A 14,773-nucleotide genomic window follows, 5' to 3' on the forward strand; every position below is an offset into this window, starting at 1 on the left:
TTTACCACAAATGACCGTTAGTACTGACTGACATTTTATTTAAATAATATTAGGGGTTAAAGCCCTGGTGAATAGTTGAGTACTTTCTGTTATAAACCTTTCGAGTGAAACATTTGGAAAATTCATATCATTATCCAGGTTGTTCATAAAAGCTCCGAAATTCAGCATTATGAACGACAACGCCTGTAGCTCGGGGTCCGTTCGAATTAGCTTTCCTTTTTCGTACATAGCCGTAAAATAATTGGTTAGAATATCCAAAAGCTGTCGAGGGTGTTTTTGTGTTCTTTCTCTAAACCCAGGTAAATGCCCTTCCTCCTTGATGCTGATCATAATCATTTTCCGGTTACGATTCATAATTTCATGATATGTTCGACTGATCAGGAGCAAGTCTGTTTGCAAATCCCATACGAGCTTCTCGTTAAAAAGTTTTGTTATCTCTTCGGCATAATGAAAACGGTCAAACGCCATTTCGAGAAGGTTTTGTTTGCTTCCAAATCGGCGAAACAGCGTTTTTTCACTCAAACCTGCCATAGTAGCGATTTCCTTGGTAGATACACCATTGTAGCCTTTCTCCGCTATTAAATCGATCGCTGCCAACAGCAGCTTATCATCGGCTTAAATTATTACTATTGCTCATACACTCACTCCTTTCAAATAGACTGTCAGTACTGACTGTCATTTAATTTTATTCTATTTCAGCTGATATAAAATTGTCAAGAGAAATTTCACTTTTGTCACTTAAAAAATGATGGAGCATCGGTTGTGTTAGATTCGTGTGAGGATATCCAATGATGTTGTTTTATATAAAATAACATTAACAAAAACAAAAATATTAATATTAATAATAAAATAATCATTAACATTTATTTGAATATGGAGAAACCGAACTGGTGCCAGATCTCTTATTCATCATGATTAGGGTTGTATTTCTTTAATTCGGTTTCCAGTTCTTCTTTGTAGGGTCTTAAATCACTTTTTAAAAAGAGCTGGGTTTTCCCGGATGTTTTAAAGGGACGTATTTTTTCTTTTTTGAGGGAACGGGGAAAACTTTGTTTCTTCATATTTAAATACATTTCAGCTTCTTGTCTGGTTAATACTTCATCCATTAAAAATGATCCCAGTTCTTCTTGATTTTTAAATTCGAATTTCGTCATAAGCCACCATCTTTTCTTCTTTTGCAAAGTTCTGAGAAAGCAAGTGCTGTTTTATTATCTCTTTAAAAATTGTTACTCTTGTTTATAATGCCATTCTTCTCCTTATCATTATTGCACATAAGTTAGTTGTTTCCCATTCACATATATTATTTTGTTCTACAATAGTATTTGAATTATTTTCTCATACTCTAATCTGTTCAGATGTTTTATTTAATAATTGAACGATCTCTATTTCTGCTAATTTATGATTCATCTTTTTCACAAAGTAAATGCATGACGAAAAAATATCCGCTCTTGCCTTGTTTCTAATCAAAAAAAGCCTTAATCCAGTGCGTAAACACCAGATTAAGGCTCTTTTCCTTATGGCAATACAGTTGATCCCATTAGATGGGTATCTACAGCTTTTGCTACTTCTCTTCCTTCGTTAATCGCCCAAACGATCAGGCTTTGGCCCCTTCTTGCATCTCCGGCAGCGAAAACGCCGTCGACATTGGTCTTGTAATCGCCATAAGCAGCTTGAACTTTATTTCTAGTCATGTTGACCCCGAATTGCTCCATTAATGGTGCTTCAGTGCCTTCAAAACCGATGGCGATAAAGACGTATTGAGCCGGCCAGACTTTTTCTGATCCAGGAATCTCTTGAAATTCATACTTTCCGTGTTCATTTTTTATTTTTTTCATTTGGATTGTATGAAGCTCTTTTAAATTGCCTTTGCTGTCGGCAACTAATTTAGTCGTTTGAATTGCATATTGGCGAGGATCATCGCCGAATTTTGCTTGTGCTTCCTCATATGCATATTCCATCGTATGAACGTGCGGCTGTTCAGGCCACATGTTTTCAGGGTTGCGGGAATCAGGCAGCTTCGGATGCTTACCGAATTGCACCACGCTTTTTGCCTTTTGACGGAGAGCCGTTGCAACACAGTCAGCACCTGTATCTCCGCCGCCGATTACAATAACATCTTTATTTTTCGTATTGATAAACTTTTTATCTTTAAAATTGGAATCTAGCATGCTTTTCGTCGTATCTGTTAAATAATCCATAGCAAAGTGGACACCTTTTGCTTCACGGCCTTCAATTAATAGATCACGTTGTTTTTGTGCACCGGTACAAAGGATAACGGAATCAAATTGCTCTTTTAGCTCATCTGCCGTTACGTCTTTTCCGATTTCTGTATTCAGAACAAAATCGATACCTTCTTGAGTAAGAAGCTTAATCCGTCGTTCAACAACTTCCTTTTCAAGCTTCATGTTCGGAATTCCGTAGGTTAACAGGCCGCCGGCACGATCAGCACGTTCATAGACTGTAACCGAATGTCCGGCTTGATTCAATTGGTCAGCCGCAGCTAAACCAGCTGGGCCGGAACCAACGATCGCAATTTTTTTGCCTGTGCGTTTTTCAGGAATTCTCGCTTGAATCCAGCCGTTTTCAAAGCCTTTGTCAATAATCGTGCGCTCGATGCTTTTGATCGTAACGGCAGGATCAGAGATTGCAACCGTACAAGAGCCTTCACATGGCGCAGGACAAACACGGCCCGTGAATTCAGGGAAGTTATTCGTTTTTAATAATCTTTCTAGAGCCTCTCTCCATCTACCGCGATAAACAAGATCGTTCCATTCGGGAATCAAATTGTAAATCGGGCATCCGGAGGTGTAGCCATTCACGTCCATTCCGATTTGGCAGAAAGGAGTACCGCAATCCATGCAGCGGGCTCCTTGTCTTGATGACATTTCTTCAGAGAAAGGCGATGAATATTCGTTCCAATCGTCCAATCGCTTGAGAGGATCCCGCTCAGATGGTTTTTCGCGTTTGTATTCCATAAAACCTGTTTTTTTACCCATTTTGTCCTCTCCCCTTTCCTTAATGGGTTACTGCTTCTTTATGCTTTGCTGATGCTGGGGCGTTTTCTCCTCTGGTGCTTGATTCGAATGCAAACATCATTGCTTCTTCGTCGGAGAAACCAGCAGCTTTTTGTTCGTTTATCTTTTCGACCATTTTCTTGTAATCATTCGGAATCACTTTAACGAAGTTTTGAATTTCTTCTTCCCAGTTTTCCAAAATTTGAGCAGCTCTTTTGCTGTCTGTATGATTGAAATGATTGACGATCATCTCTTTCAACTCGTGAATTTCGTTTTCATCGATCAGTTTTTCAAAGTCAACCATTTCCTGATTGCATTTTCTTTTAAATTCTTTTTGGTCGCCAGCATATACATAGGCGATACCACCAGACATTCCGGCAGCGAAGTTTCTTCCGACTTCTCCAAGGACAACAACGCGCCCTCCTGTCATATATTCGCAGCCATGCTCACCGATGCCCTCAACGACAACCTTCACACCGCTGTTTCGTACGGCGAACCGTTCGCCTGCACGACCGTTAATATAAGCTTCTCCGCTCGTAGCTCCGTAAAAAGCGACATTCCCGATAATAACATTGTCTGAATTCGGGCTGGAGAAATTATCAGGCGTTCTAACAGAAATTTTTCCGCCGGATAAGCCTTTGCCTAAATAATCATTTGCATCGCCAATCAATTGTAGAGACATCCCTTTAGGAACAAAGGCGCCGAAGCTCTGGCCTGCTGAACCATTAAACGTTAAATTGATTGTGTTTTCCGGTAAGCCTTCTTCTCCGTAACGTTTTGAAATTTCACTGCCAACGATCGTTCCAACCACTCGATTTGTATTATGAATCTCAAATGAATGATTGACACGTTCTTTCTTTTCAATTGCAGAAAGCACTGCAGGCAGTATTTCTTGTAAGTCTAAAGATTTATCAAGCTTATGGTTTTGCGGCGTATTAAACGTGCGATCACCCTCTGACACTTGATAAAGAAGCGTAGAAAGATCCAATTGACCAGCCTTCCAATGCGATTTTGCACGGCTGCTGACACGAAGGACATCAGTACGGCCTACCATTTCATCCAATGTTTTGAAGCCAAGCTCCGCCATAATTTCACGAACTTCCTCAGCGATAAAGTACATGAAATTCACGATATGATCTGCATTTCCAGTGAATTTCTTGCGAAGCTCAGGATTTTGCGTTGCGACACCTACCGGACACGTATCCAAATGGCAGGCACGCATCATGATACAGCCAAGAACAACTAATGGCGCAGTAGCAAAGCCGAACTCTTCGGCTCCAAACAATGCAGCCATTACGACATCACGGCCTGTCATCAGCTTTCCGTCGGTTTCAAGGACAACTTTGTTCCGAAGGTTATTGAGCATCAACGTCTGATGGGCTTCAGCTAAGCCAAGCTCCCAAGGTAGACCAGTGTGTTTAATACTCGTTTTTGGCGAAGCACCGGTACCGCCGTCGTATCCGCTGATGACAATAACATCTGCTGCTCCTTTTGCGACACCTGCAGCAATCGTTCCAACTCCAGATTTTGCAACCAGCTTCACGCTGATTCTCGCATCTCGATTTGAATTCTTCAAATCGTGGATCAGCTGTGCTAGATCCTCGATAGAATAGATGTCGTGATGCGGCGGAGGCGAAATTAAGCCGACACCAGGTGTTGAGCCGCGGACACCAGCAACCCATGGGTACACTTTATTTCCCGGAAGCTGTCCGCCTTCCCCAGGCTTCGCGCCTTGAGCCATTTTGATTTGCAGTTCATCAGCATTCACTAAATAGTGGCTCTTGACGCCAAATCTTCCGGAGGCAATTTGCTTGATAGCACTTCTCCGATTATCGCCATTAGCATCAGGTGTAAAACGATTCGGATCCTCACCGCCCTCACCGCTGTTGCTTTTACCACCGATACGGTTCATCGCAATAGCAAGCGTTTCATGAGCTTCTTGGCTAAGTGATCCAAATGACATAGCCCCGGTTTTAAACCGTTTCACAATGCTGTCCGCTGATTCTACTTCTTCAATTGGAAGCGATTTGCGATCTTCATTGAATGCGAAAAGATTTCGCAAAAACCCTAGCCGTTCTTCGTCTGCTGCATTTGAGTACTCTTTAAAGAGTGAATAATCACCTTTACGGCAAGCCCATTGAAGCGTGTGAATCGTTTTTGGATTAAAGGCATGATGCTCTCCATGCTTTCTCCATTGGAAATCGCTTCCTGGATCCAATGTTTGATCAACCGCAGGTTTATAAGCTTCTTTATGAAGAAGGAGTGTTTCCTTCCCAATTGTATTTAGATCAATTCCGCCGATCTGTGAATGCGTACCTGTAAAATACTCATCAATAACTGCATTACTAATGCCGACTGCTTCAAAAATTTGCGCTCCGCGATAGCTTTGAACCGTCGAAATTCCCATCTTGGACATGACTTTTACGACGCCTTCCGTAATGCTCTTGCTGTATTTAATAACGGCATCTTCATAAGTCATATCGAGATTGCCTTTTTTGATCTCATCTTTATACGTTGCAAATGTGAGATAAGGATTGATCGCATCCGCACCGTAACCAATCAATGCAGCGAAATGATGAACTTCCCTTGCTTCTCCGGACTCGACAATGATGCTCGCTTTTGTCCGAATCCCTTTACGGATTAAATGCTGATGAAGCGCACTAACAGCAAGAAGTGTTGGAATAGGAGCATTTTCGCTATCCATCGCGCGATCAGAAAGAATCAAGAGGCTGACTCCGCCTGCAATCGCTGTTTCAGCTTCTTTAAACATTTGTTTCAAGCCGTCTTTTACATCTGTTTTAAACAGGGTATGAATCTTTTTGCTTTTAAAATCAGGATGAACATTTGTTTTTAAGCCATTCAGCTGGCCGTTTGTAAGCAGCGGTGTATACAGCTTAATTCTTCTTGAGCATTCCGGCGTTGGATGAAGAATATCACCTTCTGCGCCAATCCACGTAATCGTTGACGTGACAATTTGCTCACGAATTGCATCAATTGGCGGGTTAGTAACCTGTGCGAACAACTGCTTGAAATAATTAAAAAGCGATTGCGGCCGATCTGACAGCACAGCAAGAGGCGCGTCATTTCCCATGGAACCAAGCGGATCCTTGCCTTCATTGATGACAGGAAGCAAATATTTCTTTACGTCTTCATAGGTGTATCCAAATGCCTTCTGACGGGCAAGTAAATCACTTGAAATATCTTCTCCTGATTCCTCCTGATCATGGGCAATATGAACAAGCTCTTGATTCATCCATTCTTGATAAGGCATTTCGCCAGCGATTTCTGATTTCACTTCCTCATCAGAAATAATGCGGCCTTCTTCTAAATCAATAAGGAGCATTTTCCCCGGTTCCAAACGGTCTTTATAACGGACATCCTCTTCCTCTACATCAATGACGCCTACTTCTGAAGAAAAGATGATGTAATCGTCATTTGTCACATAGTAACGGGCAGGCCTAAGACCATTCCGATCTAATATGGCACCAATTTGTTTGCCATCTGTGAACGAAATCGCAGTCGGGCCATCCCAAGGCTCCATCATCGTACTATGAAACTCATAAAAAGCGCGTTTTTCTTTTGACATATACGGATTTTCTGTCCATGGTTCAGGAATCAGCATCATAGCTGCATGAGCCGGTTTGCGTCCTGCAAGCACAAAAAATTCAAACGCATTGTCAAGGACAGAGGAATCACTCCCGTTTTCGTCAAGAATCGGAAGGATTTTTTCTAAATCATCACCGAAAGCATCCGAAACAAATTGTTTTTCCCTTGCCTTCATCCAGTTGATATTCCCGCGAAGAGTATTAATCTCTCCGTTGTGAATCAAATAACGGTTAGGGTGTGCTCTTTCCCAGCTCGGAAACGTATTTGTACTAAAGCGGGAATGAACTAGAGCAAAATTTGAAAGGAACGAAGAATCCTTTAGATCAAGGTAAAATTCATCGACTTGCTCTGGAGTTAAGAGCCCTTTAAATACAATGGTTTTACTGGAGAGACTTGGAATATAAAAAGGTAATTCCTCTTTCGCCGCCCAGTTTTCCGCTTGTTTTCTGATAATGTAAAGCTTCCGTTCGAAATCAAGATCATTCGTAATCTGATCATTTGCCCCGATAAATACTTGACGAATAAACGGCAGACTTCCATGTGCTGTTTTTCCGATTTTATCTGGATTTACAGGAACAGTTCTCCAGCCAAGCAGCTGTTGTCCTTCGTTTCTAATAAGCGTATTGATTTGTTCCTCGATTTTTTTTCTTTCTTGTTCATTCGTGGAAAAAAAGGCCATCCCTACTCCGTAGCGGCCTTGTTCAGGTAATTGAAAACTCGTGCAGACTTTTCTGAAAAATGAATCTGGAATTTGGACCATTAAACCGGCTCCATCTCCAGTTTCAGGATCACTTCCCTGTCCGCCTCTATGATCAAGCTGGCATAGCATCTTTAGTCCTTTTTTTACAACGTCATGTGTTGCATGGCCTTTTAAATGTGCATACAGGCCGATTCCGCACGCATCGTGTTCAAATTCAGGACGGTAGAGACCTTGTGCATTAGGCATTTGATTAAAACTCATTTATTCTCTCCCCCGTTCAATTTTCAATATTTCGGTCATAAAATCTTACAGTGTATATTTACATTGTAGGTTTTCATATTAATATAAACAATATATAATTTAGATTAAAACAATCTCAATATGAGATAAGTGGGTGATTTAATAAAATGGAACTCCGTCAGCTTAGGTATTTTATGGAGGTTGCAGAAAGGGAGCATATGTCTGAAGCTGCTGATAGTCTCCACGTGGCTCAATCCGCGATCAGCAGACAAATTGCTAACCTGGAAGAAGAATTAGGGGTCGCATTGTTTGAACGTGAAGGAAGAAATGTAAAGCTAACACAAATCGGAAAGCAATTTTTATCTCATATTAAGATTGCGATGAAAGGCATCGATTATGCAAAAGAACAAATTGACGAATACCTGGATCCTGATAAAGGAACGATAAAAATCGGATTCCCGACAAGCCTTGCCAAGCAGCTTCTGCCGACTGTCATTTCAACGTTCAAAGAAGAGCATCCGAATGTCGCTTTTCATTTAAGGCAGGGCTCCTATCGATTTTTGATCGATGCTGTCATAAACAGGGAAATCGATTTGGCTTTTTTAGCACCGGTACCTAAAGACAATCCCGGGATCACCGGAGATATTTTATTTACAGAAAGAATTTTCGCCCTTCTTCCAGTCAATCATTTTCTTGCTAATCGTGACAGAATCCATTTAAGCGATCTGAAAAACGATTCATTTGTCTTGTTTCCCAAAGGGTATATATTAAGAAAAATGGTTATGGATTCATGTCAACAGGCTGGATACTCACCGATTATATCATCTGAAGGTGAAGACTTGGATGCGATCAAGGGTCTTGTGTCTGCGGGCATAGGTGTTACACTTTTACCCGAAAGCACCTTTTATGAAACAACACCGCGATTTACTGTGAAAATCCCGATTGATTTTCCGCAAATAACGAGGACTGTAGGTGTTATTATATCAAAAAATAAAGAAGTCGCACCGTCTGTAAAGGTTTTTTATCAATTTGTCATTGAATTTTTTTCAAAACTGCAACAATATCGATAAGCCATTATTTTAAAAAGGTTGACTTTAACAAGCATCTCTTGCCTATTAAAGTTAACCTTATTCTTACGCCAACTCCATTTTCTTTTCGATCGCCCGTAAGATAAGGGTCATCGTAAGAGTTAAAATCAAATAGATAACGGCTGCTGTTAAATATGGTTCCCAGATCCGGAAATATTGCCCCTGCATGGCTCTTCCCCAATACATAATTTCTGGAGCTGCAATAAAAGCCAATACCGCTGTTTCTTTAATTAACACTATAAATTCGTTTCCCATCGGAGGAATGATCCGTTTAAAAGCCTGCGGCAAGATGATGTATCTCATCGTTTGGACATGTGTCAGCCCCAGCGACCTAGACGCTTCGGTTTGCTCTTTATCAATCGATTGGATCCCGCCTCTAAATACCTCTGCTATGTATGCAGCTGAATTTAGGGATAATCCAATGATCGAAGCCAATATCGGATTTGTTCCTCCTGTAAACATTGGAACAACACCGAAATGGATAATAAACAACTGAACAATAAATGGGGTTCCGCGGAAAAAAGTAATGTAAAAAGCAAATGGAAAAGAAAGAAGCTTGTTTCTCATCATTTTCCCAAGCCCGATCCCGAGTCCAAGTATCGTCCCGATCAGGATTCCGGCGATAGACAGGCCGATGGTCAGCAATGTCCCATTTAGAATGAATGGTGCGTACTCTTTAATAATCTCAAATTGAAAATCCACTTACAAATCCTCCAGTATGAAAAATTGCGTAACTGAATAGTTCCAGATTACGCAATTTTTTCTTCGTCCCCTTTTTTTACTGCTGCTCTTTTAGAAGATCAATTTCAGGCTCGATCTTAAAGTGATCCTCATAGATTTTGCTATACGTTCCATTATCAAAAACTTCATTAATGGCCTTATCAAATTTTTCTTTCAGCTCGCTGTCCTTTGGAAACATCAAACCATAGTATTCATTTTCGAACGTATCATCTTCGATTACTTTTAATTTTTGATTAGGGTTGTTCTTCGCATATTCTTCAATAACTGTGTTGTCAGCCACCACTGCATCCGCGCCGCCGCTTGTCATTTCCATAATCGCAAGGTTGTTATTGTCGAATTTTTTAATGTCCTTGCTATTTTTTCCCAGAAGCCCTTCAGCTGCTTCTTGTCCGGTAGTTGCATTTTGAACGGCTACTCTCTTACCTTTTAAGTCTTCTGCGCTTTTAATATCGCTGTTCTCTGGCACCAGGATCTTTTGCGTAGATAAAAAGTATGGCACGGAAAAGTCATATGTTTTTTTTCGGTCGTCGTTAATGGTGATTGCAGAAACGCCTAAATCAGCACTCTTGCTTTGCAGTTCAGCAAATACAGGATCCCAGCCGACGCTCTCAATTTTGACGGCATATCCCGCTTCTTCCGCTACCGCCTTTACAAAATCAATATCGAAGCCAACGACTTCACCTTTATCCATGGATTCAAATGGAGCATAATTCGCATCTGTAACCACTCGAAGCGTCTTATTGTCTCCGTTTTTTTCGCCTTCTGCACCGCTATTTGACTGGGTCCCACATGCTGATAGGAGAAGGGAAAATGCTAGAATGAAAATCAATGAACCAAACGTTATTTTCTTCACTAAAAAGCCTCCTAAAACTCATACTTCAAAGATAGAGAATTTTTTTAATTTTGACACATTTCTAGGAATATTGCAATATCTCACAGTAAGATATTATTCTTCCAAAGTGATTCGGTCAATTTATATGTTAGATAATCTATCATACTAATAGTGAATCTAACTAGATAATTACTTGTTTTGTTTTTTTAATAAGGGGGAAATAGTAGAGGAAACTGATAGAGAAATGGGGATTTGTAATGACAATAGTATATGTTAGTGCAGCTTTAATTATTATTTCACTTGTTTATTTAGGCGTTTCTGGAGTAAAAGCGAAAAAAGAAATAAATACATCACTTAACAAAGTACAAGCAAGTGTTGGCCAATTGCAAAACAATATTGAAGAAATAAAAAATGAAGCAAATAGATTATCTGACGCACAGCAAAAAATTCAACTGGATATAAATCTGAAGAAAGAAAAAGTCAACGATACAGTAGACGCATGCAAGGATTTAGGAACGACCTTTCAAAAATTGAAAAAAACAGAAAAGCCGGGCACAATTATTGTAGCCGGTATAAGAGAATACAGATGATTTTTAACATAGTAAAAAGGTACGACTGCCGATCATAGCAATCGTACCTTTTTGATTTTTAGCCAATTTTTGTCCCATTCGGCGCTTCTTCATCCGGACGAAGTAAAATAACATCTTCCTTCGAAGGAACACCGCCAAGAACCAGAACTTCTGATTTAAATCCGGCGATTCGGCGAGGCGGGAAATTGACAACGCCAATGATTTGCCTGCCTTTTAATTCTTCAGGTACGTACCTTTTTGTAATTTGTGCGCTTGATTGTTTCACTCCGATTTCTTCTCCGAAATCTATCGTCAGCTTAATCGCCGGAACTCTTGCTTCGGGAAAAGCTTCTGCTTCTATGATGGTGCCGATCCGAATATCCAGCTTCAGTAAATCATCTATAACTGCCATATATCCACCTGCTTTTTTCAACTAGTTTAACCATTGTTCCTAAAAAAGTCTTTAGCTCGAATTAAGATCTATTTAACGAAAAGCAAGAATGTTAAACGCCGTATTCATTCTTCCAGGAATTTTGCCGTTTTCTTGCCGTTACAATTTGTCCAATGTGATACGCGGAATGAATCGTCAAATAGCTGATTTCATCACTCCATGTCGAATTTGACCAGGCAACCTGCTCTAAAAGCTGCTGTTCATCACAATTCTGAAGCTCATCGATCCATTCTGAAAATATTTGAATTACGTTATGTTTAATTTCTTCCCAGCTCGCTTCTGCCGGAAGATGAAACGTTTCGGCAAAGGGTAACGCGTTCTCAGCCACCTGCTCTCCTTTCCACCGTTTTAAATACCTTTCGTTCCAATAAAATAAATGATAAGAAATTTCTTTGATAGAATGTTCCGGGGAGGACGGCTTCATACACGCTTCCTCTTCAGTCAAATTTTTCACCGCGTCAGAATAACATACAAACCAGGAGCTTTCATTGCAACAAGCAACCAATTGATTAATAAGCAGTTGTTTAATTGGCATTCAAACACTCCTCTATTTTAGCGTTTTGCTTACAAATGCTCGGTACATTTTGTTTTTTTAGATAACAGCGGCCGGCTATTTTGCCAGATGATATCCACAGGCAGCTCAAAAAATTGCGTGAGCTGGCTGCTTGTGATCATGTCTTTCGTATCACCTGATGCAAATACCTCTCCTCGTCTCAATAATAATGTTTTATTAAATACAGGAAGGATTTCCTCAACATGATGAGTTACATAGATCAAGGTTGGAGCGTTTGGCTGTTCAGCTATATCACTAATCGTTTTTAGCAGGCTTTCTCGCGCAATAAAGTCCAGGCCTGTCGTGGGTTCATCTAATATTAACAATTCAGGATCTGCCATCAGTGCCCTTCCAATCAGAACACGCTGCCGTTCGCCCTGGGAAAGCGTTTCATAGCTTCGGTCCGCATAATTCATACAGCCGAGCTTTTCCAGTAAAGAAATGGCTTTTTTTCTCATCTGATCTGTCGGCGTTTCATATAGTCCAATTGAAGCAAAAGCTCCGCTTAATATGATTTGGTATGCGCTGTCAGCAGGATAAAACATACGTTGGATAGAAGAAGAGACAAAACCAATTTTTGTCCTAAGATGCTCCCCAAGAGGCGTTTTCCCAAATTCTTTTCCAACTACCGTCATGTTCCCGCTTGTAGGAAAATAATACGCATTCATCATTTTTAATATTGCGGTTTTCCCAGCACCATTTAAACCATATAATACCCAATGTTCTCCCTTGCGTATTTTCCAATCGATGTCTTTTAGTATCCAGGCACCTTCTCTTTTCAAGGACACCTTCTCTAGATCTAGCACCATAAACGATTCTCCTTTTCTACGCTAATATCTTGAAATAAGCATTCAAGGTAAGAATGCCAAAATTATTCATCCGGTTTGCAAATAAGCTTCGTATCGTCTACTATGAACATGTTTTAAATTTAAAAAAGGAGGCACATTCTTTGGAACATCTGCTGCAATTTCTTGCTCCGATTTTACTCGTTGCTTTTGTTATATTTCGAAGAGTCAGAAAATCGATGGGATTTCAGCCTTTTAAACCGAACCTGATCAAATTTAGAATTGCCATTTTCTCTATCATTTCCTTTATCTTTCTGTATTTTAGCGCACAGCATCCATTATCCTATGTATATGATTTGGCCGGTATCCTATTAGGCGGCATTCTTGTAGCTTATGCGATGAAAAATATCATGTTTGAATTTCGTGAAAATGCATTATTTTACCGAACTCATTTATGGATAGAGCTTTTCATTATCTTTCTTTTTTTAAGTCGCTTGGTCTACAGAATGATTACCGTTTCAGGCACCGAGCCTGTTTCTTACGATACCGATCCAGCAACATTACTCATATTCTTCTTGCTAGCTGTATATTACATCGGTTTTAATATGTTTGTACTAAGAAAAGGAAAGGAAAGACTTCAAGACAATGAAGCATACAGTGAAAACAAATAATACAGCTTCCTTTCTTAAGAGAGCATTCGACTGAATGCTTTTTTTATTAGCATTCAGTCATGCTGTGCATGATGAATCATTTGATGCAGAACGTCCATTACATGCTGGTCTTCAGGAGAATAATAAATAGTTGTCCCTTCTCGTCTTGATTTGACAAGACGCAGATTTTTCAAAAATCTCAGCTGATGGGAAACCGTAGACTGGAGCAGTCCCAAATGCTCAGCAATTCCGTTGACCGAGTGTTCGCTGCAAGACAAAAGATAAAGAATCCTTATTCTAGTAGGATCAGAAAGAGCTTTAAACGTTTGAGAGACGATAAATAGCGTTTCTTCATCCAGTTCGGAGACATGTTTCAACTTTGTAATCCCTTCTTCTTCAAATGTATCTGAGCAAGTACTCTCGTTTATCCAAGTCAAGAGTAGATGATTTATCATACCTTGTCAACGACAAGCACTTTATTGAGTTTGTTGTAAAGTTAACCTTGAGATATTTCATGATGCTCATTTATCAATATGTAAAAACATTTGTGAATGACGACAATACGCCTGATGTTACTAAGTTTATGGGAAAGCCAGAGACCGAACGATATCTAGATTCTCCACTATGAAATCGAAGATTGTTAAGAAAAATAGGTAGAATTAATTGTAAAACTCTTAGTTAATAGGAATCTTTAGTGATATTTAGGCAATTTCGTTTTCTTCAGACTATCCATCTATCCTAGTCATTTATGGTATCTTTTTTCATATTTCTAATGGATTTGGCTTGGTTCGTTACTGGGATTTATGGCATAATGAAGCCATGTGCACAGCTGAGCTGACTTATTCTGCAGAGGTGAATGTGATTGAAGAAAAAGAAAGCAGGATGTTTGTCGCTTACTGGGTGCCTGAGTATCTTTGTATTGGCTGTATTCGTTTTGCTGCTGCTCGTTGTAAATACGAATTTATTTAAAAACCTTCCTTTTGATACTGAACCTGTGGTTTTAAAGAGATTGTCAGAATACCAGCCTATGGTAGAAGATGAATTAAACAAACATGAGTTAAAACAGTACACCGCTTTAGTATTAGGCATGATGTATCAGGAATCAAAAGGGAAAGGTACCGATCCCATGCAAGCCTCTGAATCTCTTGGCTTAGGCCGGAATGAAATTAAAGATGCCGATGCCAGCATTAAACAAGGGATTAAGCAATTCTCTAAAAATTACAACACGGGTAAGGAAAAAGGCGTCGACCTTGATACGATCATTCAAAGCTACAACATGGGGCCTGGGTACATAGACTATATCGCAAAAAACGGCGGCAAACACTCAGAAAACCTTGCCAAACAATTTTCCGAAATTCAGGTGAATGCAAATCCTGAATTATATAATTGTGGTGGAAATAAGAGTAATTTCCGTTATCCCTATTGTTACGGAGACTTTTCTTATTCAGAAAAAGTAAACCAAAAAGCAGATACCGTAGAAGAAAAATTGAATTTAGACGATTCGTTAACAAACGAAATCACGCTTGAAGAATAATCAAGCGTGA

At 39.9% G+C, this 14,773-nt stretch carries 14 protein-coding genes; 4 read left to right on the forward strand and 10 right to left on the reverse strand.

Going from position 1 to position 14,773, the window contains the following annotated elements; all coding sequences use genetic code 11:
- Positions 1–39: 39 nt before the first annotated feature.
- The 4 genes from JOC74_RS03815 to gltB form a co-directional block, all read right to left on the reverse strand.
- Entirely contained in the window at positions 40–597 is a 558-nt protein-coding gene (locus JOC74_RS03815) for a TetR/AcrR family transcriptional regulator (protein ID WP_245212787.1), read from the reverse strand.
- Positions 598–902: 305 nt separating this feature from the next.
- On the reverse strand, positions 903–1,106 hold the full coding sequence (locus JOC74_RS03820; protein WP_148564318.1) for a DNA-binding protein: 204 nt from the start codon (positions 1,104–1,106) through the stop codon (positions 903–905).
- Positions 1,107–1,514: 408 nt separating this feature from the next.
- A complete protein-coding gene (gene gltD, locus JOC74_RS03825) occupies positions 1,515–2,996 on the reverse strand; it encodes a glutamate synthase small subunit (protein ID WP_053603038.1) in 1,482 nt (493 codons plus the stop codon).
- A gap of 19 nt (positions 2,997–3,015) precedes the next feature.
- The gene (gene gltB / locus JOC74_RS03830; RefSeq protein WP_053603039.1) at positions 3,016–7,581 is read right to left on the reverse strand and encodes a glutamate synthase large subunit; all 4,566 of its coding nucleotides are present in this window, start codon (positions 7,579–7,581) and stop codon (positions 3,016–3,018) included.
- Between the two features lie 146 nt (positions 7,582–7,727).
- Here gltB and gltC point away from each other — a divergent pair, with 146 nt between their 5' ends.
- Positions 7,728–8,630 (forward strand): glutamate biosynthesis transcriptional regulator GltC, encoded by a 903-nt coding sequence (gene gltC, locus JOC74_RS03835; protein ID WP_053603040.1) that lies wholly within the window; start codon positions 7,728–7,730, stop codon positions 8,628–8,630.
- A 63-nt stretch (positions 8,631–8,693) separates the two neighbouring features.
- On the opposite strand, the gene JOC74_RS03840 is transcribed toward gltC, so the two are convergent.
- Both JOC74_RS03840 and JOC74_RS03845 read right to left on the reverse strand, forming a co-directional pair.
- Positions 8,694–9,350, reverse strand: a complete 657-nt coding sequence (locus JOC74_RS03840) for an amino acid ABC transporter permease (RefSeq protein ID WP_053603041.1) — start codon at positions 9,348–9,350, stop codon at positions 8,694–8,696.
- 76 nt (positions 9,351–9,426) lie between these two features.
- Positions 9,427–10,242 carry a basic amino acid ABC transporter substrate-binding protein gene (locus tag JOC74_RS03845; RefSeq protein ID WP_053603042.1) on the reverse strand — a complete coding sequence of 272 codons (816 nt, stop codon included), beginning with the start codon at positions 10,240–10,242 and terminating at the stop codon, positions 9,427–9,429.
- Between the two features lie 236 nt (positions 10,243–10,478).
- Here JOC74_RS03845 and JOC74_RS03850 point away from each other — a divergent pair, with 236 nt between their 5' ends.
- Entirely contained in the window at positions 10,479–10,811 is a 333-nt protein-coding gene (locus tag JOC74_RS03850; protein ID WP_053603043.1) for a DUF948 domain-containing protein, read from the forward strand.
- A gap of 58 nt (positions 10,812–10,869) precedes the next feature.
- Here JOC74_RS03850 and csaA read toward each other — a convergent pair whose 3' ends face one another.
- The 3 genes from csaA to JOC74_RS03865 all read right to left on the reverse strand — a co-directional run bounded on the left by csaA (position 10,870) and on the right by JOC74_RS03865 (position 12,603).
- Positions 10,870–11,202: a chaperone CsaA gene (gene csaA / locus JOC74_RS03855; RefSeq protein WP_053603044.1), complete on the reverse strand. Its 333-nt coding sequence runs from the start codon at positions 11,200–11,202 to the stop codon at positions 10,870–10,872.
- Positions 11,203–11,293: 91 nt separating this feature from the next.
- Entirely contained in the window at positions 11,294–11,776 is a 483-nt protein-coding gene (locus tag JOC74_RS03860) for a DinB family protein (protein ID WP_053603045.1), read from the reverse strand.
- A gap of 29 nt (positions 11,777–11,805) precedes the next feature.
- Complete coding sequence (locus JOC74_RS03865) at positions 11,806–12,603, reverse strand: ABC transporter ATP-binding protein (RefSeq protein WP_053603046.1); 798 nt, start codon at positions 12,601–12,603, stop codon at positions 11,806–11,808.
- Between the two features lie 140 nt (positions 12,604–12,743).
- On the opposite strand from JOC74_RS03865, the gene JOC74_RS03870 reads away from it, so the two are divergent.
- Positions 12,744–13,250 carry a CcdC protein domain-containing protein gene (locus JOC74_RS03870; RefSeq protein ID WP_053603047.1) on the forward strand — a complete coding sequence of 169 codons (507 nt, stop codon included), beginning with the start codon at positions 12,744–12,746 and terminating at the stop codon, positions 13,248–13,250.
- Between the two features lie 53 nt (positions 13,251–13,303).
- Here the strand turns inward: JOC74_RS03870 and JOC74_RS03875 are convergent, their stop codons facing one another.
- Positions 13,304–13,606, reverse strand: a complete 303-nt coding sequence (locus JOC74_RS03875; protein ID WP_225970336.1) for an ArsR/SmtB family transcription factor — start codon at positions 13,604–13,606, stop codon at positions 13,304–13,306.
- 485 nt (positions 13,607–14,091) lie between these two features.
- On the opposite strand from JOC74_RS03875, the gene JOC74_RS03880 reads away from it, so the two are divergent.
- Entirely contained in the window at positions 14,092–14,763 is a 672-nt protein-coding gene (locus JOC74_RS03880; RefSeq protein ID WP_053603048.1) for a lysozyme family protein, read from the forward strand.
- The last annotated feature ends 10 nt before the right edge of the window (positions 14,764–14,773 follow it).

It is taken from the genome of Bacillus capparidis (genome assembly GCF_017832095.1).
In the GTDB taxonomy this organism is placed as follows: domain Bacteria; phylum Bacillota; class Bacilli; order Bacillales; family Bacillaceae; genus Bacillus; species Bacillus gobiensis.

What these genes read in the sequence shown, in the direction of transcription:
- JOC74_RS03865 (WP_053603046.1), bottom strand. Translation starts at nt 12,603, where the DNA reads ATGGTGCTAGATCTAGAGAAGGTGTCCTTGAAAAGAGAAGGTGCCTGG.
- JOC74_RS03860 (WP_053603045.1), bottom strand. Translation starts at nt 11,776, where the DNA reads ATGCCAATTAAACAACTGCTTATTAATCAATTGGTTGCTTGTTGCAAT.
- gltB (WP_053603039.1), bottom strand. Translation starts at nt 7,581, where the DNA reads ATGAGTTTTAATCAAATGCCTAATGCACAAGGTCTCTACCGTCCTGAA.
- csaA (WP_053603044.1), bottom strand. Translation starts at nt 11,202, where the DNA reads ATGGCAGTTATAGATGATTTACTGAAGCTGGATATTCGGATCGGCACC.
- gltC (WP_053603040.1), top strand. Translation starts at nt 7,728, where the DNA reads ATGGAACTCCGTCAGCTTAGGTATTTTATGGAGGTTGCAGAAAGGGAG.
- gltD (WP_053603038.1), bottom strand. Translation starts at nt 2,996, where the DNA reads ATGGGTAAAAAAACAGGTTTTATGGAATACAAACGCGAAAAACCATCT.
- JOC74_RS03850 (WP_053603043.1), top strand. Translation starts at nt 10,479, where the DNA reads ATGACAATAGTATATGTTAGTGCAGCTTTAATTATTATTTCACTTGTT.
- JOC74_RS03820 (WP_148564318.1), bottom strand. Translation starts at nt 1,106, where the DNA reads ATGGATGAAGTATTAACCAGACAAGAAGCTGAAATGTATTTAAATATG.